The following is a 24,860-nucleotide window of genomic DNA, read 5'->3' as shown; positions in this document are numbered from 1 at the left end:
GCCTTTATTTTTAAGTTCTACCTAATATAAGACTAACCACCGGCAGCCATAGAGAATATATGGACAAAATCCCCTGGCTTTAAAATCTTTTCAGACTCTTCAATGAAACGAATGTCCTTTCCGTTTATCATAATTCTAGACCAATCATCAACTTCACCGGTTTCAGTATACAACAAGGACTCCATTTCCTCACCATAGTATGAACTTATTTTTTTTAATAGGTCATAGATTGTAGTAGGTTTTCCTAATGTTTCCTCTTCAATTTCAACTACTATTTCCGGAGAGTTAGCAATTTTTCTATATAGTCCTATTAACCTTACTTTAATTTCAAGCATTTTTTATGGTAGGTCCTTTATGGCAAATTCTAAACCTAATTCTTCAAGTTTTTCCGGAGTTGGCATTCCTTCCTGGTCCCAACCTCTTGCTTCATAGTATTCGTCTAACATAAAGTCCAATTCCTCTTGAGTTGTAACTGCACCTTTTGACAAGCCACTAGGTATAGGCTCATTTTTTACCCTTGTTGGTAGAGAGTCATCTTTTCTTGTAAATCCATTTCTAATATTATACATTCTACAAAGATTTATAAGTTTTTCTCCCATTTGCCATGCATCGTCTTCCGTATATTCAAATCCCATTATTCCACTTAGTAGCTCAGCTGTTAATGCTTGAAAATTTTCTACTAATGCTGCTTGTGCAGGGAATTCACAAAATGTTACTATGTCGTATAATGAAGCAAAATCCTGGTTAAATTTAGTTAATTTCCCCTTGCCTTCAAGGGCTAATCTATCTACTGCATGAGGATAAGGTGTTCCAAATACCTCTTGGAAGGCATATCCTTTATTATGGTCAGCACCTGTAAAGGATGTTGCAAAGTTTAAAGCCTGAGCCTTTAACCCCCTTGCATCATAAGCCGGTAATTCCAAGCCTTTTACTTCAAGAGTGTAGGCTTCACTACCTTTACCAATTATTTCAGCAGCTTTTTTAGTTCCATCTGTTAATACAGCTCCAAAGCCTTCCCTAAAAGCAATTTGTTTCATAAGGGTTAAAGCTGCATCTTCATTTCCAAAATTAAGTTCTAAGCCACCGGTATCTTCTTTTGTTATAATTCCCTTTTCATAAAGCTCCATTGCAAAGGCTATAGCAGCTCCTACAGATATATTGTCAATACCCAGTTCATCTGTTAATCTATCTGCAACTATTGTAAATTCTGCAGATTTTATACCAAGAAGAGTTCCTAGTGAGAACATCGATTCATATTCAGGTCCTTCAGATGATATTCCTGAATATTTTCCCTTTCTTATAAGTCTAACCTGGCTACAAGCAATTGGACATCTGTCACATGGGTTTCTCGTAATATTATACTCGTTTAAAACCTCTGGTCCCATAACTTCATCCCAATCTATGTCTTCTGAGTTTAACCAGTTATATGACGGAAGAACCCCTAAATTACTCGTTACCTCAAATGCAACAGATGAGCCTTTTGTACCAAATTGTGGATAGGCCATAGGACTTGCCTTAAAGTATTTTAGCATTTGGGATATGGACTTTTTAGATCTTGCCTTATCAGCAACTGGAATTTCATCTGTACCTCTAATGGCTACAGCTTTTAAATTCTTACTTCCAAGTACTGCTCCTATTCCTTTTCGTCCTGCTGCTCTGGCTTCATTAATTACACAACCCATTGTACTTAGTTTTTCGGCTGCAGGACCTATACATGAAATACGTATATTTTGATCCCTTAATTGTTCCTTCATGTACATTTGAGTATCAAAAACATTTAATCCCCAATATCTTGTAGCATCTCTAAATTTTACAGTTCCATCTTTTATAAATACAAAGGTAGGTTTTTCAGCTTTGCCTGATATTACAATAGCATCGTAACCTGCTCTTTTTAATTCTACCGGGAAATACCCTCCACTTAATGAGGTGGTTATTGTGTTAGTTAAAGGAGATTTAGTAACCATACATAATCTACTTGCACATGGTGTATCGGTTCCTGTTAATGGTCCTGCTGAATAAATTATTTTATTATCTTCACTTAATGGATCCATTTTTGGATCTGTTTCATCATACATGATTTTTGCACTTAAAAGTGCACCGCCTACATAGTCTTTGTAAAACTCCAATGGTGGAGTTTCTTCGTAAAATTCTTTATTTGTTAGGTCAATTCTTAAAATTTTCCCCCTAAATCCTCCTGTTGTCATAACAATAATTTCCCCCTTAAAAATTTATTTTATAATATAATTTCATTTTATTATAACAATTTCTCCTGTTTTTTCAGTAGAGTAGCCACCCATTTGAATGAGTTTATTTTTAAATTCATGGCTTTTTAAAATTTCTATAAAGTCCTTTACCTGTTTAAGTTCTAAGTTTTCTACAGGAATTGCAAAATCGTATTCTTCATTTGCTATAGGAATAAAATCCAAATCCACGGCTTTAGCTGCCGATAAAATTCCCATTCCTGCATCGGCACTGTTGTTTTTAATAGCTACAGCTACTGCCATATGAGTTGCTGCTTCCCTGTCGTAACCTGTAATTTCCTCTGGAGAAATTCCCGCTTCTTTAAGTTTGAAATCCAACATAATGCGGGTACCTGCTCCTCTTTGTCTGTTTATATATCTATGTTTTATTAAGTCCTTTATACCTTTAATTCCAAGTTTATTTTCCTTTTGAACCATTATTCCTTGGATTCGTCCTACTCCCTTTATTAAAGCCATAGGCCTGTCTCCTAGTATTTCTTTTACTATTGGAATATTATATCGTGATGTTTTATCATCTAATATGTGTATTGGTGCCATATGAGCTTCTTCTCTTTTTAAGGACAGGAGCCCTGCCATACTGCCTACATGGCTACTGGACAAATATTCTCCCGGGTATTTTTCAGACATCATGTCCGCAATTATATCCAATATTAAGTCATGGCTTCCTATGGAAACCAGAGTCTGTTCAAGTTCTGAAACTCTTTTATTAAGTAGGATTTTTACTCTATCTCCAGCTTCTAATCCTTCTAGGTTTTGGTCAATAATACAAAAGCCATCTGCCCTAACTAATGACATAGCCGCTCCTGCTCCCCTAGCTAAAGGAATTGCCACATATCTTTCTCCGACTTTTCCAACCTTAACCCGTATATATTCCTCATGTTTTATTGAAGAAACAACTCTTCTAGCAATATTTGCCTCTATGGTGTCCTGTTCTTTTTTTACCTTATTTCCCATTAATTCCAGTATAGGAACAACAAATTTCTGATAGGTTATATAGGCAGACACCGGATATCCCGGAAGTCCTATTACAGGCTTATTATCTACTATTCCCAATATAACCGGCTTCCCTGGTTTTATTGCAACTCCATGAACTACTACTTCTCCTATTTCCTTTAATATATTAGCAGTGTAATCCTCTGTTCCTGCAGATGAACCTGCATTTATAATTAACATATCATATTCTTTTATAGCGTCTTTTATTGTGTTTTTTATTAATTCATAATCATCCGGTAATGCACTGTGCCTAAAGGGAATACTTCCATTTTCTTCTATTAAGGCAGAAAACATCATTGAATTTGATTCTATAATCTGTCCTATTTTAGGATTGTCCCTTGCTTCTATCATTTCAGTTCCCGTTGGATAAATACCGACTTTTAATTTTTTTATAACCTCTATTTCAGTAACTCCACCACTTATTAAAACACCAATATCTATTGGTCTTATTTTGTGAGATGATGGTAAAATCATTTCGCCTTGAACAATATCCTCTCCAACAGGACGTATATGTTGCCATGGTGCTGCAGCCTTCCTAATTAAAACAGAACCGTCTTCTTCCTGTTCAATGTTTTCAACCATTATTACACTATCAAAAGGTTGAAAAACCGGGTCCCCTGTGTCTATAACAACATAGTCTTCCTTTTTTAACATAATCGGCTTGTTTTCCCTAGCTCCTATGGTCTTTTTACTTTCTACAGCTATTCCATCCATAGCCGCTGAATCATATAAGGGAGAGTTGTATTTTGCAAAAACAGCTTTTGAGGTAATTCTACCTAAGGCTTTTTCAACAGAAATTGTTTCAGTTTCATAGGCCTTTAATACTTTTTTTTAATCTATCTTTATATAGCTTTAGTGCTTCATCTGCCGGTAAAGCATTTAAATAAAAATTTCGTTTGGACATTATTTCCTCCATTATCTAATTATTTAAAATAATTTTACCCAAACCTCATCTCCTTTTTCCAATCCTTCATGGTTTCTATTTACAGAGAAATAACCATCAGCTCCTAAAAGAGAGGTTATTAATCCCGATTTTCCAAATATGGGTTTAGCTAAATATCCACCTTTATCCTTTAATAGCTTTACAGGCCAACAAGTTGTCTTGCCTGGAGAGGAGGCTAAATTAGTGGTTACTTTAGCTGGAATTTCAAGTTCTTCTTCTACTTCCATTAATTTTTTTATCATCTTGTTAAATAAAATATCAAAAACCAACATAGCCGATACTGGATGACCAGGAAGTCCAATTAAAAGTGTTTTGCTATTTTCATCATAAGCAACTATTGTTGGTTTTCCGGGTTTAATTGCCATTCCATGGGTAAAGACCCCCGGTGATGAAATATTGTCAAGAACTTTTGCCGTAATATCCTTCTTGCCTTGAGAACTACCACCTGATACTGCTACTAAATCACTTTTTTCCATAGCTTTTTTTACAGTTTCCCTTAATAAATCCTCATCATCCTTTAAAACGAATATATCAATTACACTGTAACCATTTTTTTCAGCTAACGCCTTTAAAGCAAGGCTGTTTATATCTCTAACCTTGCCTAGTTCCAAAGGTTTTTCCGGTGAAACTATTTCATCCCCTGTTGAAATAATAGTTAAACTCAGTGGCTTATAAACTTTTATTTCCGTAATTCCCAAGGCGGAAAGCACACCAATACTTTGAGGTAATAGTTTACTTCCCTTCCTTAAAATCAACTGCCCCTTTGAAACATCTTCATTAGGATATACAACATTTTCACCTTCTGAAATACTTGAAGATACAGCAACTCCATCTTCACCAAAATTCTCTGTATACTCAACCATTACAACACCGTTAGCACCTTTTGGTAGCATTCCTCCTGTGGAAATTTCTACACACTGGCCGGATATTATTTCCAAATCTGAAGCTTGTCCCATTTCTATTACACCAATATTTTTCAAAAATACCGGAATACTATCTCCTGCTGCTGCTGTATCCTTTGAAAAAACAGCATAGCCATCTACTGTTGAACGTGTAAAACCGGGAATGTCTTCCTTGGTAATAATATCATGGGCTAAAATTCTTCCTGAAGCTTCACTAATATTAATAATTTCTGTATTCAAGTTCCAATTATTTACAATGTTCCATATTTTTTCTTGGACCCTTTCTACTTCATCAACTTTTAATAACTTCATCTTTTCACCTCTTCTTAAGATAGGGAAACTGTCTGTAAATACCTTTTAAGTTCCGGAATTTTTGGATTATAAATCATATTTTCCCTATCTCCTTCGGCTATAACCTTCCCGTCCCACATAAAATATATGTAATCACAAAGTCTAGAAACACTGGATATTTGATGACTAATAATTATCCATGTAGCAGGATTTTCCTTTTGTCTTTTTAATATTTCCTTTTCAAAGGTAAAGGTGCTTTCTATGTCTAAATTTGAAAAGCCCTCATCTATAATCGTAAATTTTGGAGAAAAAATCATAGCTCTTATTAATGCTAATTTTTGCATCTGGCCACCGGAAAGTCCCGGTGCATATTTGTTAGCCTCATTGTTAAAATCAGCAAGTTTTAAATATTCATCTACTATTTCCCTTCTTGGTTTTATATTTCTAATTTCTAAGGGATAAACAAGATTATTATAAACAGTATCATGTATCATATAGGATTTTCTTGGGACCATTGTTATATCCTTAGAAGTTAAACCCTCATAATCTATTTTACCAGAGTCCTTTTTTATAGTATTGGCTATAATTTTCACTAAAGTCGATTTCCCACAACCATTTGGTCCAATTATTCCATAAATTTTCCCTTGGGGAATATGTAAATCATCTATTGATAAGGTGAAGTTTTCAAATGTCTTTTTCAAATTATATATTTTCATTTAACTCCTCCCTTTTTAAAATCCAATCTAATACAGTTTGAATAATAAAACTCAGTAGCAATAAAATTACTCCAAGTACTATAGCATCGTTGTAGTTTCCCTTATTTCTTAAGAGAGTAATAGCTGTTGTCATTGTTCTAGTCTTATGTAAAATATTTCCTCCAACTATCATAACCGCTCCAACTTCGCTTATGGACCTGCTAAAACCTGTAACTACAGCAAAATAAATCTCACTTTTTAATTCTCGTATTACCAGCTTATTGCTTTGCCAAAAATCAGCTCCCATAGTTGTTGCAAAAGCTCTAATTTTAGGTCCTTTATGTTGTGCAGATTCACAAATCATACCGCTTATTATAGGAGTTATAATTAAAACCTGTGCAAAAATCATTGCTTGTAATGTAAAAAGAATATTTAAAAATCCTAACACACCTTTACGCATTAACAAAAGATACACAATAAGCCCCATAACTACCGGTGGCGTTCCCATTAATGTCCTATTGATTCTCAATATAATTTTCTTACCTATAAAATTAGCTCTTTCAAGAATCAATCCTAGGAAAACTCCTAGGACTGATGAAATAAGAGTTGAAAAAAAGGCCATTTTTAATGTTAACCATACTATTTCAAGTATGTCTTTGTTAAACCAATTCTCCAATTTAAATACCTCTAATTAATATCGTATTATTCTATTTAGCGTTTGGTGTAAATAATGATTGACCAAATTCCTTTTCACCAAATGTTCCAATTAATTCTTGAGTTTCCGGACTAATTATCCAATCAACGAAAGCCTTAGCTCCTTCTTCATTTACACCTTCATTTTTTTCAGGATTTACAGCAATAACTCCATAATAGTTTAACAAATCCTCACTTTTTTCACATACTATATCCAAGTCACCCTTATCTTCAAAAGTTAACCAAGTTGCCCTATCTGTTAAACAATATGCATTTTTTTCAGCTGCCATTCCTAAAGTTGCTCCCATCCCTTGTCCTGCACTTACATATTCAGGTAGGTTTGCCACATCTATGTCTAGATTTTCCCAAATACCAACTTCTTTCTTGTGAGTACCTGAGTCATCTCCTCTGGAAACAAAAGGTAAATTGTCATTAGCTATAGTTTTAAATGTTTCTTCCACATCTTCATTAGGTGAAATAGCTCCATCTTTAGGACCAACTATAATAAAGTCGTTATACATTACATCAAAACGCTCAACACCATAACCCTCTTCTACAAAAGCCTCTTCATCGGCTTTAGCATGTACTAAAAGAACATCTGCCTCACCGTCTTTACCCATTTGTAAAGCTGCTCCTGTACCTACAGCTATAGTATCAACTTCAATACCTGTTTTTTCAGTAAAGTCAGGAAGTATAAACTCCAATAAACCGGAATCTTCTGTACTGGTTGTTGTTGAAAGAATTATTTTTCCATTTTCTTCCACTTTTGCCTTTCCTTCAGTTGGTGTAATCGTTTCGCTTTCCGGAGTTTTTGAATTTGTACATCCTACAAGAACCATCATTAAAACTAAACTTAATGCTAAAAATTTTTTTCTCATTGTTTCCCCCTTGTTTTTTTAATAAAAAAATTACGAATGTATAAATAATAACGAAAACGTTATCTCTTTAAAGAAATAAAGCTATTTTTTATACATTCCTTATATATAGAATACCTAATTATTATTACTTGGTCAATATTTAAACAATTTTAAAAAAGCAATTTCAGTTTATAACAAACTGAAATTGCTTTTTTAGGAAACTATTTTCCCACTTCTCTTTATAATTATATTTCTGTATTTTCTCGATGTTATTAAATAGGCTATAAAGTAAATTACAATATACATTAATATAGTTATTAACTCTATTGTCTGTAGGGTTTTACTAGATATTAAACCAAAACTTAGGGCAAATAGATTGATTATATTAATGGCAAAAATATAATGAACTATTGCTGTTAAGAGGGGTAGAAAGAAAAATATGGTTATTTGCTTATTAATTGTAGTGTTTATTTCATCCTTAGTAAGACCTACCTTATATAGCTTTTTAAACTGCTCTGCATCTTCGTAACCTTCTGACAACTGCTTGTAGTAGACTACTATAAGGAAGTTCAGTAAGAAAATTATTGTTAAATAAATTCCAACCACAATAAAGGGAGCTACGCCCACCTTATCACCAAAATACATATTATTCGTTCTCCATGTATATCCCTTTGTTTCCAACTTATTTATTGAATTTATTTTTGAATCTTCTAATAGATATTTATCAAAAAAATCTTTTTTCTCTAGCTTATCACCACTAAGATTATAACTTTGCTCTATGAAATAATTCTGTATAGGAGCTTCTGTAACTATTTCTCCCTCCTTGTTTTTAAATCTTCCATCGTCTAGGAATTCATATACAAATTCTTCCTTAATATAGTCAAAATAATCATCCGGAATAACCAGGGTTAAATTATAAAAATAGTGCGCTAAATCTTCTACAACGATTTTTTCTTTTAATTTAAAATCCTTCCCAAAAATATTTATATTTTCCTTTATTTCCTTTTCTAAAATAGCTTCATATTCAAATAAATTATTAGCAAGTAAAATAACCTCGTCTTCCTTTAATTCTATTTCTTTATCAGCTAATTTATTATAATCGGACATTTTTAATGCACTAACATATGCTTGTCCTTCGGATTTATAAATATCTATAATATCTTTATTATCCCTTCCCGGATAAGTTGATATTCCTTCAATTATTTCAAATCTTTTAAAATCTTCTACTTCTAGCTTGTTGTTTTTCAAATCTTCTCTAAAAGCGCTATCTATATTAGAGCTATCTTCTTCCTTAAAAGTCCCCAATAAAATATCATAAGGTTCTATATTATGAACAAAACTTACATAGGCTATTATACTCATGCAAAGTGTAACTATTATCATACAGCTTAAAATACAAATTGTTGCTAAACTTACAGCATTTTCCTTAATTCTAATGGATAAATTGGAAATTGCTATAAAATTATTGTTTTTCTTGTATATATTTTTTCTCTTTTTTAAATAATTAAATATTGAAACTATAAGTCCTTGAAATATTAAGTAAGTTCCCACAACAACAAATATAACAGCTATTAATGCTATATATATAATATTAATTCCTTCTAAAAAAACATATTCTACTGCCATAAGATTACTTGGTTCTAAGATAACCGCAATTATATAACCGATAATTATAAAAATTATTCCAACTATAGCCATAAATGCGCTTAAGACGGATTTTCTTTGAATCTTCTTTTTAACATTTAAAATATCCAGTCCATTTTTCCTAATAACCTTGTGACTTGTTAATATAATTGAAGTAAATGTTATTAAGAAAAAAACTATAATTGTTATAATAACAGCCTTTAAACTTAAGGCAGACTTTAAGGTAGATTCAAAATTTAATGCTCTTGAAATTATTAGAAAGTTTAATTTATCCAATATTATAGAAGAAAACACCCCTATAATAATACTAATTATATTAAGAATAATATTTTCAATAAATATTAATTTTTTAATATGTCTTTTATCCATTCCCAGTAAGTCATATACACCGTAGTCTACACTTCTTCTTTTATTTAAAAAGCTGTTAACATATATATTAAATATTAAACTCATAACCCCTATAGCTACGGCAGTAATATATAACAGTATTTTTAATGTATTATAGCCGTAATCTAAATTTATACTTTCATTAAAATATAGGTTTAGAGTTAGGTAAAAGAAAACTACCGACAAAACTACAGTCAATATATAGGGAATATATATTTCCTTATTTCTTTTTAAATTATCCTTAGCTAATTTAAATAACAGTTTCATTTACTCTTCCTTTTCATTCATTACAGTTAGGGTATAGGATATTAATTCATAAAAATCCTCGTTACTTCTACTTCCCTTAAATAGTTGATTATATATTATTCCATCTTTTATAAAAAGCACCCTTTTAGCCTTACTTGCTGCTATTAAACTATGGGTTACCATTAATACCGTTTGACCTTGCTCATTTATTTCCTTTAAGTTATTTAAGACCATAGTTGATGACTTTGAGTCCAAGGCTCCTGTTGGTTCATCTGCCAAGAGTATTTTAGGGTTTATTATTATTGCCCTTCCAATTGCTACCCTTTGTTTTTCTCCACCTGATATTTGATAGGGATATTTATTTTTAAGTTCCAAAATCCTTAATTTTTTCATTACTTCTTCACTTCGTTTTTCTATTTCATCAGGATTAATATTTGACAAGACCAAGGGCAGCTCTATATTTTCCTGAACATTTAGGGTTTCCAGTAAATTAAAGTCCTGGAAGATATAGCCTATGTTTTCCCTTCTAAATTTTGATATGCCTGACTTACTTATGCCTGAAATATTTTTTCCTGCTATATATAGGTCTCCGGCTGTTGGCTCATCTAAGGTAGCTATTATATTTAATAGTGTGGACTTTCCCGAACCGGATTCTCCCATTATTGCTACAAATTCGCCTTTTTCTACTTCTATTGTTATTTTCTTCAAGGCTTCTACTGAAACAGCCGAAAACTTTGATGCATATATTCTCGATATATTTTTAAGCTCTAATAAACTCATACCTACCTCCTGTGTATATATTATAATATTTATTGCAAATCTATATATTAGAATATCCTTACAGAATTCTTTATATTTCTAACAAGTTTGTAATTTAGCAAGTAAAAAGACATATAAAACTAAATTTCATATGTCCTACTTAATAAAATATGCCCTTGTTAGTCTTTTATTCTCGTCCTGTTCAAGATTATAGTTCTATATTTCTTTAAGGTTATATAGTAGATACCAATGTAAAAAACTATATAGACTAAAATTGCAATAACAATATACCTTTTCATTTCATTATTAGATGAAATATTTATATACACTACAATATTAGACAGTATTTTGCTGGAAAATATAAAATGTATAACGGAAATTACCAAGGGCAAAAAGAAAAATATATTTATTTGCCTATTCATGGTTTTTACTATTTCTTTTTCATCAAGACCAATTTTAAAAAGTTTTTTAAATTGGTCTACATCCTTATAACCTTCTACTATTTGTTTATAGTATAAAATCATAAAGAAATTAAGGGCTAGTAAAATAGTCAGGTAAATACTTGCAAATATATAGGAGCCTCTAGTAATAATATTTGAGTCTATAAACTTTGGATTAAAATGATAAGTAAAATAATATGATAAATCCTCATCATATAATTCTGTACCATTTGTACTTATACTTTTCATAAAGTTATAGATTTTATTTTCATCGCCTTTGAATTTGTAGATTAAATATTTACTAGATTTATCAATTGGACTGTAGACCTTCTCCCCTGTATCGCTTATATAATTTCCCTCTTCATCAATATCTACGACATTTTCCGGAACTTTATAATGTTTTTCTTCAAGTTCTTCATATAATTTATCTGGAATAAGCAGTAAATATGAATTTCTAAAAGATTCTAAAATTTCATTGTCATCACTACTTTCAATGGCTTTTACTTTTAGTTTTTCCCCAAATAAAGTAATAGTAGGTAAAATTTCCCTTTCCATTTCTTCCTTTGACTCTAAAATATTTCCAAAGATTATAGTTTCATCTTCTCTTAATTTAACATTTTCTTTAAATACCCTATTATATTCTGAAACTTTTGCTAAGGATAAATATCTAATAAGCTTATGGTTTTTTAAAATTTCTATATTATCCTTTTCCTTAACCTCTATTCCTGCTAAAACTCCCATTTCGTAGGAGCTATCTATTTCAAAACCTTCTTTTTCTACCACTTTAGAAACAAAGGATTTTATATCTTCTGTATAGTTTTCATCAAATACTTCTATATATAAATCCCCCTGTTTTTCTTCCTTAGTAAAGCCATAATAGGATACTAGGGATAAGAATATAAACAATAATAGCATAAGTCCTAGTATTGTTATAGTCCCTAAGGATACGGCATTTTCCCTTAACCTATAGGATAGGTTGGATATAGCAACAAAATTATTTTTTCTTTTATAAATTCCCTTAAATTTTTTTATAAACTCTATAATTACAGTAGTAAAGCCTTGAAAGAGTAAATAAGTTCCCAGTATAATTAAAAATATTACAAGGGCCAATTTAGGCAGCTCCATAAATTGATCTTCCTTATATAAGCTGGAAAACGAATACTTTGAAGCAAAAAAATACCCCAAGCCTATAAGTAAAATACCTAGTATAGAGAATACTATATTGAAAATAATCCCTTTATTTTCCGACCTTTTACCATATATTAATTCCAGTGTTTTTTTACTACTTAAATAAATTGTAGTCCACAAGGAAGAAGTTAAGGTAATTACTATAAATAGGATTAGCGTATAAATAATTGCCCTAGGACTAATGTAGGACTTAATTATTTCATCTAAATTAAAAACCTTACTCATTGTTAAAAAATTAAATCTATCTAACACAATTCCTGTTATTGTACCAATAAAAATAGCCGTTAAATTCAATAAGGATATTTCAAGGACTACTAGTTTGTTAATATGCTTTTTATCCATACCTAAAACATTATAAATTCCATAATCCATTGAGCGTTTTCGGTTAAGAAAGTTAACTGAATATAAATTAAAAATAACCGACATTACAGCAACCATAATTGTAGTCTTAAATAATAAGCTCCTTAATCTAATATAGGTGTCTCCAAGTTCAGATGTTCTAACCTCCCTTTCATTTTTTATAGTATAACTTCCCTGTTCATTCGAAATACTTTCCATTCTTTCATACTCTTTTATTTCTCCATCTATACTAGGATTAAGGGCAAAATTAACTATTAAAAAAAAGATAACTACAGAAATTATTAAAGTAATAAAATATGGTAAATATATTTCCTTATTTCTTTTTAAATTATCCTTAGCTAATTTAAATAACAGTTTCATTTACTCTTCCTTTTCATTCATAACAGTTAGGGTATAGGATATTAATTCATAAAAGTCCTCGTTACTTCTACTTCCCTTAAATAGTTGATTATATATTATTCCATCCTTTATAAACAGCACCCTTTTAGCCTTACTTGCTGCTATTAAACTATGGGTTACCATTAATACCGTTTGACCCTGTTCATTTATTTCCTTTAAGGTATTTAAGACCATAGTTGATGACTTTGAGTCCAAGGCTCCTGTTGGTTCATCTGCCAAGAGTATTTTAGGATTTATTATTATTGCCCTTCCAATTGCTACCCTTTGTTTTTCTCCACCTGATATTTGATAGGGATATTTGTTTTTTAATTCCAAAATCCTTAATTTTTTCATTACTTCTTCACTTCGTTTTTCTATTTCATCAGGATTAATATTTGACAAGACCAAGGGCAGTTCTATATTTTCCTGAACATTTAGGGTTTCCAGTAAATTAAAGTCCTGAAAGATATAGCCTATGTTTTCCCTTCTAAATTTTGATATGCCTGACTTGCTTATGCCTGAAATGTTTTTTCCTGCTATATATAGGTCTCCGGCTGTTGGCTCATCTAAGGTAGCTATTATATTTAATAAGGTGGACTTTCCTGAACCGGATTCCCCCATTATTGCTACAAATTCACCTTTTTCTACTTCTATTGTTATTTTCTTCAAGGCTTCTACTGAAACAGCTGAAAACTTTGACGCATATATTCTTGATATATTTTTAAGCTCTAATAAACTCATAACTACCTCCACCATATATTAATTATATACTTTAATTCCCTTGTATATATTAAAAAATCCTCACAATTTTAATAAAACAAAAAGTACCAATAATATATTTTGGTACTTTCTAATATTTAATAACACTTCCTTTAATAATCAAGCTATTATATTTTTTTGATGTTAATACATAGGTTAAACTATAGATTATTATATATAAGATTATGGATACTAAAAATGTAATATTCATTTCTCTCATTGACGTTACATCAATATATGAAGCCATATTGGTAGATAAACTTAAGGTTAATAAAAAATGTATTATGGATATTAACAAGGGTACAAGGAAAAATATTTTTATTTGTTTTTGTACACTTTCACCTATTTCCTCTTCCGATAAGCCTATTTTGTATAATTTTTTAAATTGATTAGCATCCTCATAACCTTCAACTATTTGTTTATAATATAAAATCATGAAAAAATTAATTAAAAATATTAAGGTTATATAAGTTGAATAGAAAACAGCAGCACCATTAATTACATAAATAAAGGATAAATACCTTGCATTAACTGTAGAAACTACAGTTTTCTCCATTCCGACATTAAATGCTTTACTGTAATGGTCTTCAACCTTATTTAAAAATTCTTTAATAGTTTTAAAATCTCCATCAAATTTGTAATCCTGTACAATATAAACCGCACTGACAAGTTCTAAACTCTCCTGGTTTTTAAATTTACTACTATTGATTATTTTTTCATAAATATTATCTGATACTATTAAACCATAGCCATCAACAAGGGAGTCTAAATTTTCATTACTGCTAATTTCCCTTATAGTCTTTACCTTTAAATTGTTTTCAAATAAAGAAATTTCCGGAAGAATATTATTTTTCATCTCTTTTCCATAATATAAGCTATTTCCTAGAATTATAACTTCATTGTCTTTTACCTTTTCTTTAATTTTAGAAATATTATTGTACTCTGAATTCCTTATTATTGTAAAATACCTTTCATAGTTATTGGAATTATTAACTACCTTAATATTATTTTCATCATTAGCTAGAAGGAAATTAAGCACTTCATATTTCGTTTTTTCCTTTACACCTAGTCCATTTTCTTCTGCTAGATTAATAATTTTTTTATTTAAAAGTTCACTGTCCTTTTTCGTCTCCGTAGCTGTATATAAATCTATGTCATTATAATTATTAACAAAGCCATTATAGTTTAAAATACTGGAAGCTATAAAATTAAGTAATATACACCCTACAATACTAATAATAGTTAAACTTATGGCATTTTCCCTAAACCTAAAGGCTAAATTTGAAAGTGTAATAAAATTATCTTTCCTTTTGTAAATCCTTTGTTTTTTAACATAAGAAAAAACTATAACCGTCAGTCCTTGGTAAATTAGAAAAGTTCCAATTAAGAGCAAAATAGAAACTTCGACTATGTCATTAAATTGTATAATGTTTCTAGCGGTAATTTCTCCTGTATATCTGTTTCTAAAAGACAAATAATATGCAAATAGAATTAATAGAATTCCAGCCAAACTTTCAAAAATATAAAACTTTTTCTTTCTTAAATTATACTTTTTCTTTCCTATCATTTGTAAAGCATGGCTAAAGTATATTTTAAAAAAATAAATAACACATAAAATAATTTCAATAGATAGAAAAACTACAAAGGTAATACATATGCTCTTAAGGCTTAGTTGAGATTTTATGTTTTCACCAAAATCCAGTATCCGAGATATAAATAAAAAATTTAATTTATTTAAGGCTATACCGCCTAAAATTCCAAGTAATATACTTGGTAGGCCAAGAATTAATATTTCAGAAATTACCAAAAACTGAATATGTTTTTTATCCATGCCTAGAATATCATATACGCCATAATCCATTGACCTTCTTTTATATATGAAATTTCCAATATATAGTGTAAAGATTAGGCTAATTATTCCAATAACAATACTTACATTCTGAAATTGTTCCTTTAAAGCATCGTAGCCGGCGCCTATTCCATTTACATATTTTTCCCCTTCTATTACAATATATCCATTTTTAATTTCTTCATTTAAAAAATCATTAAAGGTTAAATTAATACACAAAAAAAATAGTACAACAGAAAGTATTAATACAAATATATAAGGCAAATATAGTTCCTTATTTCTTCTTATATTTTCCTTGCTTAATTTAAAAATTAATTTCATACATTATCCTTTTATTTTAGTAAAAAAGAGAACTTTATAAGTCCTCTGTAATTTTAATATATACTTTTGTACCTTTGCCTACTTCTGATTCTAAATGAATACCCGAACCTAAAGTTGTTAATATTTTTTTAGACATATATAAGCCAAGTCCTGTAGCTTTTTTCTTAACCCTTCCGGTGTAACCTGTAAAACCTCTAGTAAAAAGTCTTGGAATATCCTCTTCTTTTATACCTATACCCGTGTCTTCAACAACCAAGTAGTCATCTGAAACAAATATTTTCACTTCTCCATTTCTAGTATATTTAACAGCATTTGAAATTACTTGATCCAAAGCATAGGCAAACCATTTTTCATCTGTAACTATTTTTCTTTTAAAATCCTCTAAAATTAACTTATTGCCCTTATAATTAAAATACAGGGCGTATTTTCTAACGGTATTTTTTACTAGATCATATAGGTCATGGGTTTCTATTTCTAGGTCTTTATTAATATCCTGTAATCGTATATTAGTTAAGGCCATTTCAGTATATTGGTTAATTTTAAATAACTCTTGTTTCATGTCGTCCTTTAATTCCGAGTCCATACTGTCTATTATTAAGGACAAGGCAGAAATAGGAGTTTTAGCTTGGTGAATCCAAATAGAATAATCCTCTTCCAACCTATCTAATTCTTTTTCTCGTATTGAATTTAATTCGTTTTTTTCCTTAATTAAGTCACTTAGTTTTTTTATATAGGATTCCTCTAAAATATCTTTAGGACTTATATCTACAATATTATCTTCATTAATATTGGTAATATATTTAAACTTTTCCTTAAATTTAAAATATCCCCATAAAAAATATGCTAAATAAAAAAACAAAAACAAAAATATAGTGTACCAATAATTTTCATATACACCAACACTTAGAAACATAATTAAGTAATTTAAAAGAAAAATAGAAAATATTATTATAATCTCACTCTTCTTGGTTTTAATATATTCCTTAAACATTTTTGCCCTCTATAAGACCATATCCTATACCTTTTTTTGTTTTTATAATATCTCTAATGCCGCTTTTCTTAAATTTATTTCTAATTCTATTTATATTTACGGCAATAACATTATCGTCTACAAAAGCATCTTCACTCCAAAGTCTAGTAATAATTTCATCCTTGGAAACATATGAATTGGCTTTTTCAAATAGTATTTTTAAAATTACAAATTCCGTTTGAGTCAGATTAATAGAATTGTCGTTAAATAAAATTTCCCTTCTATTTATATCCAATGTTACATCATTAAATTGGAAAATTTCCAACTCATCGTTAAAAGAATATGTCCTTCTAAGTAAGGCCCTAATTTTAGTAATAAGTAAGTCCATGTCAAAAGGTTTTGTTATATAATCATCTCCACCTAAATTCATGGCCATAATCATATCTAATTTATCGCTTTTAGAGGATATAAACATAATTGGAACACTTGAAAATTCCCTAATTTTCTTACACCAATAAAAGCCATCATAATATGGCAAAGAAATATCCAATAAAATTAGATTTGGGTTATATTCTTTAACTTCAGCTATTATATTATTAAAATCCCTTATTTCAAAAATTTTATAATCCCATTTTTCTAAATTTTTTGTAATTTCCCTTAATATTATATTATCATCTTCTATAATTAAAATATTCATAATCAACCTCTATATTATAATAACAATAGTATTTTTTTATAGCAAGATAATTAATAAAACTTAATCTTTTTGTAATAATTACCTAGAAAACATTAAACACATAGGAAGTTATCCTATGTGTTTAATATAATTAATATAGTTAATATTTTATTATTTAATTGGTTCCTCTGCTGTTAATTCTACATCAGCTTCTCCAAAATTATTTAGATTTCCGTCTTTATCTACTATAGACCAATCATAATATTTTATTCTCTTATTAACAACAAATCTAGCTTCATTAAATGTTGCAGGTATAATTGGTGCAGCGTCAAATATTGCTTTGTCAAAGTCATCAAATGCCTTTTTCATATGTTCATTATCGAAAGAAGCTTCACCATTTATATCTTCTAAGGCCTTGTCCATATTTTCATCAGTATATCTTGTAAAGTTAAACGCTGCTGTTTTATCATAAAACTGTGTAGGATTAGGACTAGTACCTAAACTCCAATACATAAAATATACATCTATTTCTGGATCATCTGTTTGAAGTCTTTCATAGAAGGAATTCATTTCATGTAATCTTCCATCTAATAGTTGTACATCTAATCCTATAGCTTTCCACCATTGTAAATATGCTGTTGCCACCGGTTCAGCTACTTCTCCACCAGACATTGCTGCATAATTTATAGTTAATTTTTCTCCATTAGGATCTTCCCTTAAACCATCTCCATCAACATCTTTATAACCTGCTTCATCTAGAAGTGCTTCAGCTTTTTTAGGGTCATAAGTATATTTTTCAGCATCTGGATTGTATAAATTAACAAATCTTGGTAAGGTTACAGAATTTGCTCTAAAGGCTAAACCTTGGTAGAATTTTTCTCCAACTGCATCTATATCTAATGCATAGCCCATTGCTTTTCTTAAATTTACATTTGCCATTTTAGCATTAGGATCTGTATTTACTTCGCCCTTTTCATTATCCCAAGTACCTAATTTAAAACCTATAAGTCCTAAACTTCTTCCAGCCCTTTGAATTACAGAATATCCACTTAAGTCATCTAATTCTTCATTTTTAATATCACCAGGTATAGCATTTAACAAATCATATTTTCCTGATTTTAAAGAGGCTAGTACATTTGACACTGGAACCCTCTCTATTTCTATTCCATCTATTTTAACATCTTTATAATAATGTTCATTAACTTTATATTCAACTCTTTCTCCAGGAATAACATTGGTTATAACGAAAGCTCCACTGGATAAAGGATTAATTCTAATTTTATCGTTAGAGATCATATCTTTTACAGGTACATCCCCTAAATAATGGTAAGGTTGGGGAACTTCCATAATTCCTTCACCCCATAGGATATTTGGCAAAAATTCCTTAAAGCTAATTACAATTGTTTTATCATCTGGAGTTTCTATACCTGATATAGTTTCAGCCTCTCCGTTATGGTATTCTTCCATTCCAACTACATTTTGGTATTTAACATCATATCTAACGCCTGTATATTCAGGGTGTCCAACGATTTCATAACCAAATAGATAATCCCTTGAAGTAACCGGTGTTCCATCAGACCATTTAAAAGTATCTTTTATGGTAATTGTAACTTTTTTATTATCCTTGTCAAAATCAACTTTTCTTAATTCATCTTCTTCAAGCCATCTTCCATCACCATCTTTACTAGGATATTCAGCCATATAGTCAAATAATTCCATATCGTCTGCATTAGTAGAAAATAGGTCATTGAATATTCCGGTAAATGGAGAGTCAGTTACAAGGCCTATTTTTAGTACCCCGCCATCTATTACTTTACCTTCATGTTCTGCAATACTGCTTCTTTTTACAGTATTTGTATTGTTTCCCGCCTCTGAAGATTTCTTTGAATCCTTGTTACCGCCACATGCTGTTAAGGCTATAGTTAGCGATAAGAATAAGGCAGCAAATTTAATAAACTTTTTCATTTCTTCCTCCTGCTATGTTTATATTATGTATAATATAATGCATTATGCATCATATTCTTGGATAACATAGAGATATAGATTTCTTATTATTTTCATTCTCAATATTCTATACCTCTACGTTATTTATTATACCATTTTTGTTTCGAATATCAATATAATTGATTGTTTTTTCATAAAGATATTACCTAGAAAATATCTTACTCTTTAATTGGTGCATCTGCAGTTAATTCTATATCTGCCCAGGTAAACGGATTTTCTTGCCCATAAGGATAAGACCAATCGAAATATTTTATTCTATCGTTCACTACATATTGAGCAATCCTATACATAGTTGGCACAGTAGAAGCAGCATCAAACATTGCTTTATCAAAATCTTTATATGCTTGCTTTCTAAATTCAGAATCAAAAGCATTTTCACTTGCCATATTATCTAAGGCAGTTTGAATTGCATCATCTGTATATCTTGAAAAGTTAAATGCCGAATACTTAGAATAGGTTTCATTTTGATCTGGATTATTTCCAATTTGCCATCCACCACTAAAAACGTCTATATTAGGATCGTCATTTTCTACCATCTCATAAAATAATTGAAATTCTAATAATCTTCCATTTGTTAATTCTACATTTAATCCTATTTCTTTCCACCACTGAATATACGCCATTGCCATAGGCTCAGCAACTTCTGAACCAGACATAGTAGCATAGTATATTACTAATTTTTCTCCATTTGGATCTTCTCTAAAGCCATCATTATCTACATCTTTGTATCCAGCTTCGTCTAAAAGCTTTTTAGCTTTTTCCGGGTCATAGCTATAACCTTCAGCATTTTCATCCCTAAAATCTTTAAAAATAGGAATTAGCATTGAGTTAGCCGGTATTCTTAGCCCTTCATAGAATTTATCTCCTAAAGCTTTTTGATCTAATGCATAAGCCATAGCCTTTCTCAAATTAACATTTGCCATTTTTGCATTTGGGTCAACAATTACTTCACCTTTTTCTTCATCCCATTTCCCCAATTTAAAGCCCATATAAGATAAATTATTATCATCTCTTTCTAATAAAGAATAATTTTTTAAATTTTCAAGTTCTTCTGTTTTTATAGTTGAAGGTATAGATGTTACTAAATCATACTTGCCAGATTTTAACGCTGATAATACATTTGAAGAAGGCACTACTTCAAATACTACTCCGTCTAGTTTTGGAGCGCCCCTCCAATAATATTCATTTTTTTCAAATTCAACTTTTTGTCCTGGTATAATTTCTTTAACTACAAATGGTCCTGTTGACAGAGGTTTTTCCCTTAGCTGAGGGCTAGCTTCCATCTCTGAAACTTTTAAGTCTTTTAAATATTCATAAGGTACAGGTTCTGTTACTATTCCACTTCCCCATAATATACTAGGCGTAAATTCTTTAAAAGTTATTACTAGGGTTTTGTCATCTGGAGTTTCTAAACCAGAAATAGTATCTGCTTCTCCATTTCTAAATTCTTCTATACCTACTATGTTTTTATGGTCAGCATCATATCTTACGCCTTTATATTCTGGATCTGCTACAATTTCATAATGAAAGGCAAAGTCCCTTGAAGTAACTGGAGTTCCATCTGACCATTTAAAAGAATCCTTTATTTTTATAGTAGCGGTTTTAGCTTCCTGATCAAATTCAATATCTACTGCATCATTTCCTTTTAATTTTAATTCACTATCTGTTGAAAAAGTTCCCCACATAGTAGGATTTGTAATATTAGCATCAACTGAATCATTGGAAAACTCTACTGAAAAGATACCTTTAAAGGGAGAATCCGAAACCAATCCTACTTGCAGAACTCCTCCTTTTATAGGAGTTCCTTCATTTTCTACAATAGTTCCTCTTGTTGAAATTGAATCTTTAGCTTCTTGTTTTTTATCTTCACTTTTATTCTTACCACCACATGCTGTTAAGGCTATGGTTAGCGATAAAAATAAGGCAGTAAATTTAATAAACTTTTTCATTTTTTCCCCCTGCTATGTTTATATTATGTATAATATAATGCATTATGCATCATATTCTTGGATAACATAGAGATATAGATTTCTTATTATTTTCATTTCAATATTCTATACCTCTACGTTATTTATTATACCATTTGTATGTACTTTTTCAATCTAACCGTTTTTTATTTTTCAAATTATTGTTAAATAAATTTTTACTGTATAATCTACTTCTCTAAAATATAGTGAGTCCATTTTTACTATATTTTTAAATTTATAGCCTTTAATTGTTATTATTTTATATTGTTACTCTTTTTATAGAATATTATAATTCAAAATAATTATCTATTTTTTTACTGTTCTTAACGCATAATGCATTATACTAGTTTAAAAAAATATCTTTTACAGCTAACTTTAAATTACATATTCTAAAATCTAAATTTAAATCTAAGAAGAAATTAAAAAATAATTTTTCATAAAGATGGTCTATAATGACCATCTTTATGAAAATAATTTGTTACATAGGTTTATCTGCTGTTAATTCTATATCTGAAAATCTAAATCCTGGTTCATCTGATCCATCTGGATATGACCAATCATAGAATTTAACTCTTTTGTTAATTGGTCTTAATTCCTTTCTAAATAAAGTAGGAATTACCGGTGCTGATTCAAACATAGCTTCATCAAACGCTCTATATGCTTCTTTTCTAAAATCTGCATCTAAAGATTTAGAACTTGCAATATCATTTAAAGCCTTTTCTATATTTTCATCAATATATCTTGGACGGTTAAATGGTGCATATCTACTATATAGTCCATTAGGATCTGGATTAGAACCTGTTCCCCAAGCAGCTTGGTAAATATCTATACCAGGATCATCTGCATCTACCATTTCATAGAAAGCTTGGAATTCAATTAATCTATCGTTAGTAAGTTTTACATTTAAACCAATATCCTTCCACCATTGAATATATGCCATTGCTAAAGGTTCAGCTATATCTCCTCCAGACATTGAAGCGAAATTAATTACTAGTTCATTTCCATCTTTGTCTTCTCTATATCCGTCTCCATCAACATCTTTAAATCCAGCTTCATCTAATAATTTTTTAGCTTTTTCTGGATCATAATTATATCCTTCAAGTGTCTCATCGTGGAAATTAGAAAATACAGGTATTATTAATGAATTGGCCTGTCTTCTTAAGCCATGATAGAATTTTTCACCTATTGAATCATTATCCAATGCATAACCCATTGCTTTTCTTAAATTAGGGTCTGCCATTTTAGCATTTGGATCTACTTCTACCTCATTTTTTTCTGCATTCCATTTACCTAGTTTAAAGCCAATATATGTGTAGGCAGCTTCATCTCTTTCTAATATAGTGTATCCATCTAAATCTTCTAAATCTTCTAATTGAATATCTCCTGGTAATGGAGTTATATAATCATATTTTGATGATTTTAAAGAAGCTAAGGCACTTGATGAAGGAAGAACTTCAACCTCTACTCCATCTATTTTTGGAGCACCTTTCCAAAAGTGTTCATTTTTAACAAATTCTACTTTTTGACCTGGTGTTACTTTTGATATTACAAAAGGTCCAGATGATAATGGCGTTTCTCTTACTTCTGGTGCACCTTCTAAATCCTTTACAGGAATATTTTCTAGTTGATGTTTAGGTGCTGGGTTAAATGGAATACCTCCACCCCATAATATACCTGGAGTAAATTCTTTAAATGTAATTTTTATAGTTTTTTCATCTGGCATTTCTATTCCAGAGATTTCATCTGTTTCCCCTGCATGGTATTCGTCCATTCCTACAACATTCATGTAATCTGAGTCGTATCTAATACCAGTATATTCTGGATGTCCTATTACTTTATATACAAATTCCCAGTCTGCTGCTGTTACAGGAGTACCATCTGACCATTTAAAAACGTCTTTGTTTACTATAGTAACGGTTTTAGTTTCTTCATCGAATTCAATATCTACAGCTCCTGAGCTTTTAATTTCTTGGTCTGCTCCTGATTCAAAAGTTGCATACATTGTATCTCCCATTATTTCCCAATCAAAATTATCTTGATATAGCATCTCAGAAAATACACCTACAAATGGAGAATCTGTTACTAGTCCAATTTTAAAAACTCCACCTTCTATAGGGTCCCCTTCATGTTTTGCTATTGCACTTCTTTCAGAAGTTGTTGTTGTTTTTTCTCCTTTACCTGCAGAACCGGTTTCTTTTTCAGCGCCTCCGCCTCCACAAGCTGTTAGAGTCATAACTAAGGTCAGTGCCAAAGCCAGCACTCTAAAACGTTTCTTCATTTTCCAATCTCCTCTTTCCTTATTATATTTATTTATAAATAGTTCTTAAGAGAATTCTCTTAAGAACCATCTATTATCCTAACCTAATCTCTGTTTAGCATCAGATGCCCTTCTTAATGCTTGTCCAATATAGTTTATACATAACATCATAACTAATATTAATAATGATGCTGGCAACCAAATATATAATCTGTCAGCTATTACTTCCGGTGACCTTGCATATCCTATTAATGTTCCTAAACTTGGTGTTGCTGGTGGTAAACCGAATCCTAAGAATGACAACCCTGTTTCTATACCAATATTAGCAGCCAAACTTAAGGTAGCATCTACTATTATTATTGAACTTATATTTGGCAATATTCCACCTAACATAATTTTCCAACTTTTAGTTCCCATGGTTTTTGAAGCACTAACATAATCCCGTCTAGCTTCAGTTAAGGCTTTACTTCTAACTAGCCGAGCATTTCCTACCCAATAAAACACAACCATTATCATAGTAAAGGTCAGCATATTATATTTAGGAATAATTGTTACAATAACTATTATAATCATCATTGTTGGAAGAACTTGAATAAAATCTATTATTCTCATAATAGCATTGTCTATTTTTCCACCATAAAATCCTGCTATTAATCCAACTACTATACCAATTATCGTAGTTAAAATCGTTACTGAAACTCCAATTAATATAGAGTTTCTACCACCTATTATCAACTGACCTAGTATGGACCTTCCACCATAGTCTGCTCCTAGCAAAAATCCATTTTCACCTGGTCGTGCATATGAAGATAAAATATCTACATACATTATTTCATCTTGGTCTAAAACAGCAGCTCCAATGAAAATAGCTAACCAAAGTACTGCTAAAACAATCAAGGAACCCATTGCTAATTTATCTTTTTTAAATTCTTTAACTATAACTTTAAAACCTGTAGGATTTTCAGTAGCTGCTTTATCTAACATTTCTTCTTCAACTTCATATTGTTTTTCCATGCTACT

The 24,860-nt window shown here is 30.4% G+C and carries 18 protein-coding genes; all 18 read right to left on the bottom strand.

Going from position 1 to position 24,860, the window contains the following annotated elements; translation table 11 throughout:
• Positions 1-32 precede the first annotated feature (32 nt).
• On the bottom strand, positions 33-335 hold the full coding sequence (locus JFY71_RS05875; protein ID WP_243659891.1) for a MoaD/ThiS family protein: 303 nt from the start codon (positions 333-335) through the stop codon (positions 33-35).
• Positions 336-338: 3 nt separating this feature from the next.
• On the bottom strand, positions 339-2,204 hold the full coding sequence (locus tag JFY71_RS05870) for an aldehyde ferredoxin oxidoreductase family protein (RefSeq protein ID WP_243659890.1): 1,866 nt from the start codon (positions 2,202-2,204) through the stop codon (positions 339-341).
• Between the two features lie 42 nt (positions 2,205-2,246).
• Positions 2,247-4,025: a molybdopterin biosynthesis protein gene (locus tag JFY71_RS05865; protein ID WP_243662143.1), complete on the bottom strand. Its 1,779-nt coding sequence runs from the start codon at positions 4,023-4,025 to the stop codon at positions 2,247-2,249.
• 156 nt (positions 4,026-4,181) lie between these two features.
• Positions 4,182-5,411: a molybdopterin molybdotransferase MoeA gene (locus JFY71_RS05860; protein ID WP_243662109.1), complete on the bottom strand. Its 1,230-nt coding sequence runs from the start codon at positions 5,409-5,411 to the stop codon at positions 4,182-4,184.
• A 14-nt stretch (positions 5,412-5,425) separates the two neighbouring features.
• On the bottom strand, positions 5,426-6,106 hold the full coding sequence (locus JFY71_RS05855; RefSeq protein ID WP_243662108.1) for an ATP-binding cassette domain-containing protein: 681 nt from the start codon (positions 6,104-6,106) through the stop codon (positions 5,426-5,428).
• Entirely contained in the window at positions 6,093-6,761 is a 669-nt protein-coding gene (locus tag JFY71_RS05850) for an ABC transporter permease (RefSeq protein ID WP_243662107.1), read from the bottom strand. The genes JFY71_RS05855 and JFY71_RS05850 overlap by 14 nt, the downstream gene beginning before the upstream one ends.
• Before the next feature lie 31 nt (positions 6,762-6,792).
• Positions 6,793-7,656 (bottom strand): ABC transporter substrate-binding protein, encoded by an 864-nt coding sequence (locus JFY71_RS05845; protein WP_243662106.1) that lies wholly within the window; start codon positions 7,654-7,656, stop codon positions 6,793-6,795.
• Positions 7,657-7,848: 192 nt separating this feature from the next.
• Positions 7,849-9,933 carry an FtsX-like permease family protein gene (locus tag JFY71_RS05840; RefSeq protein WP_243662105.1) on the bottom strand — a complete coding sequence of 695 codons (2,085 nt, stop codon included), beginning with the start codon at positions 9,931-9,933 and terminating at the stop codon, positions 7,849-7,851.
• Complete coding sequence (locus JFY71_RS05835; protein WP_243662104.1) at positions 9,934-10,692, bottom strand: ABC transporter ATP-binding protein; 759 nt, start codon at positions 10,690-10,692, stop codon at positions 9,934-9,936.
• 158 nt (positions 10,693-10,850) lie between these two features.
• Entirely contained in the window at positions 10,851-13,019 is a 2,169-nt protein-coding gene (locus tag JFY71_RS05830; RefSeq protein WP_243662103.1) for an ABC transporter permease, read from the bottom strand.
• The gene (locus tag JFY71_RS05825; protein ID WP_243662102.1) at positions 13,020-13,778 is read right to left on the bottom strand and encodes an ABC transporter ATP-binding protein; all 759 of its coding nucleotides are present in this window, start codon (positions 13,776-13,778) and stop codon (positions 13,020-13,022) included.
• Between the two features lie 109 nt (positions 13,779-13,887).
• On the bottom strand, positions 13,888-15,966 hold the full coding sequence (locus JFY71_RS05820; RefSeq protein ID WP_243662101.1) for an FtsX-like permease family protein: 2,079 nt from the start codon (positions 15,964-15,966) through the stop codon (positions 13,888-13,890).
• Positions 15,967-16,000: 34 nt separating this feature from the next.
• Positions 16,001-16,957, bottom strand: a complete 957-nt coding sequence (locus JFY71_RS05815; protein WP_243662100.1) for a sensor histidine kinase — start codon at positions 16,955-16,957, stop codon at positions 16,001-16,003.
• On the bottom strand, positions 16,950-17,633 hold the full coding sequence (locus JFY71_RS05810) for a response regulator transcription factor (protein WP_243662099.1): 684 nt from the start codon (positions 17,631-17,633) through the stop codon (positions 16,950-16,952). Before JFY71_RS05810 ends, JFY71_RS05815 begins: the two co-directional genes overlap by 8 nt.
• A 150-nt stretch (positions 17,634-17,783) precedes the next feature.
• Entirely contained in the window at positions 17,784-19,577 is a 1,794-nt protein-coding gene (locus JFY71_RS05805) for an oligopeptide ABC transporter substrate-binding protein (protein ID WP_243662098.1), read from the bottom strand.
• A 197-nt stretch (positions 19,578-19,774) separates the two neighbouring features.
• Positions 19,775-21,565, bottom strand: a complete 1,791-nt coding sequence (locus JFY71_RS05800) for an oligopeptide ABC transporter substrate-binding protein (RefSeq protein WP_243662097.1) — start codon at positions 21,563-21,565, stop codon at positions 19,775-19,777.
• 496 nt (positions 21,566-22,061) lie between these two features.
• A complete protein-coding gene (locus tag JFY71_RS05795) occupies positions 22,062-23,861 on the bottom strand; it encodes an oligopeptide ABC transporter substrate-binding protein (protein WP_243662096.1) in 1,800 nt (599 codons plus the stop codon).
• Between the two features lie 78 nt (positions 23,862-23,939).
• Positions 23,940-24,854: an ABC transporter permease gene (locus JFY71_RS05790; RefSeq protein ID WP_243662095.1), complete on the bottom strand. Its 915-nt coding sequence runs from the start codon at positions 24,852-24,854 to the stop codon at positions 23,940-23,942.
• Positions 24,855-24,860: the final 6 nt, after the last annotated feature.

Origin of the sequence: Miniphocaeibacter halophilus, from assembly GCF_016458825.1 — a bacterium.
GTDB classification, from domain to species: Bacteria; Bacillota; Clostridia; order Tissierellales; family Peptoniphilaceae; genus Miniphocaeibacter; species Miniphocaeibacter halophilus.
This window is presented reverse-complemented; position numbering and strand designations above follow the sequence as displayed.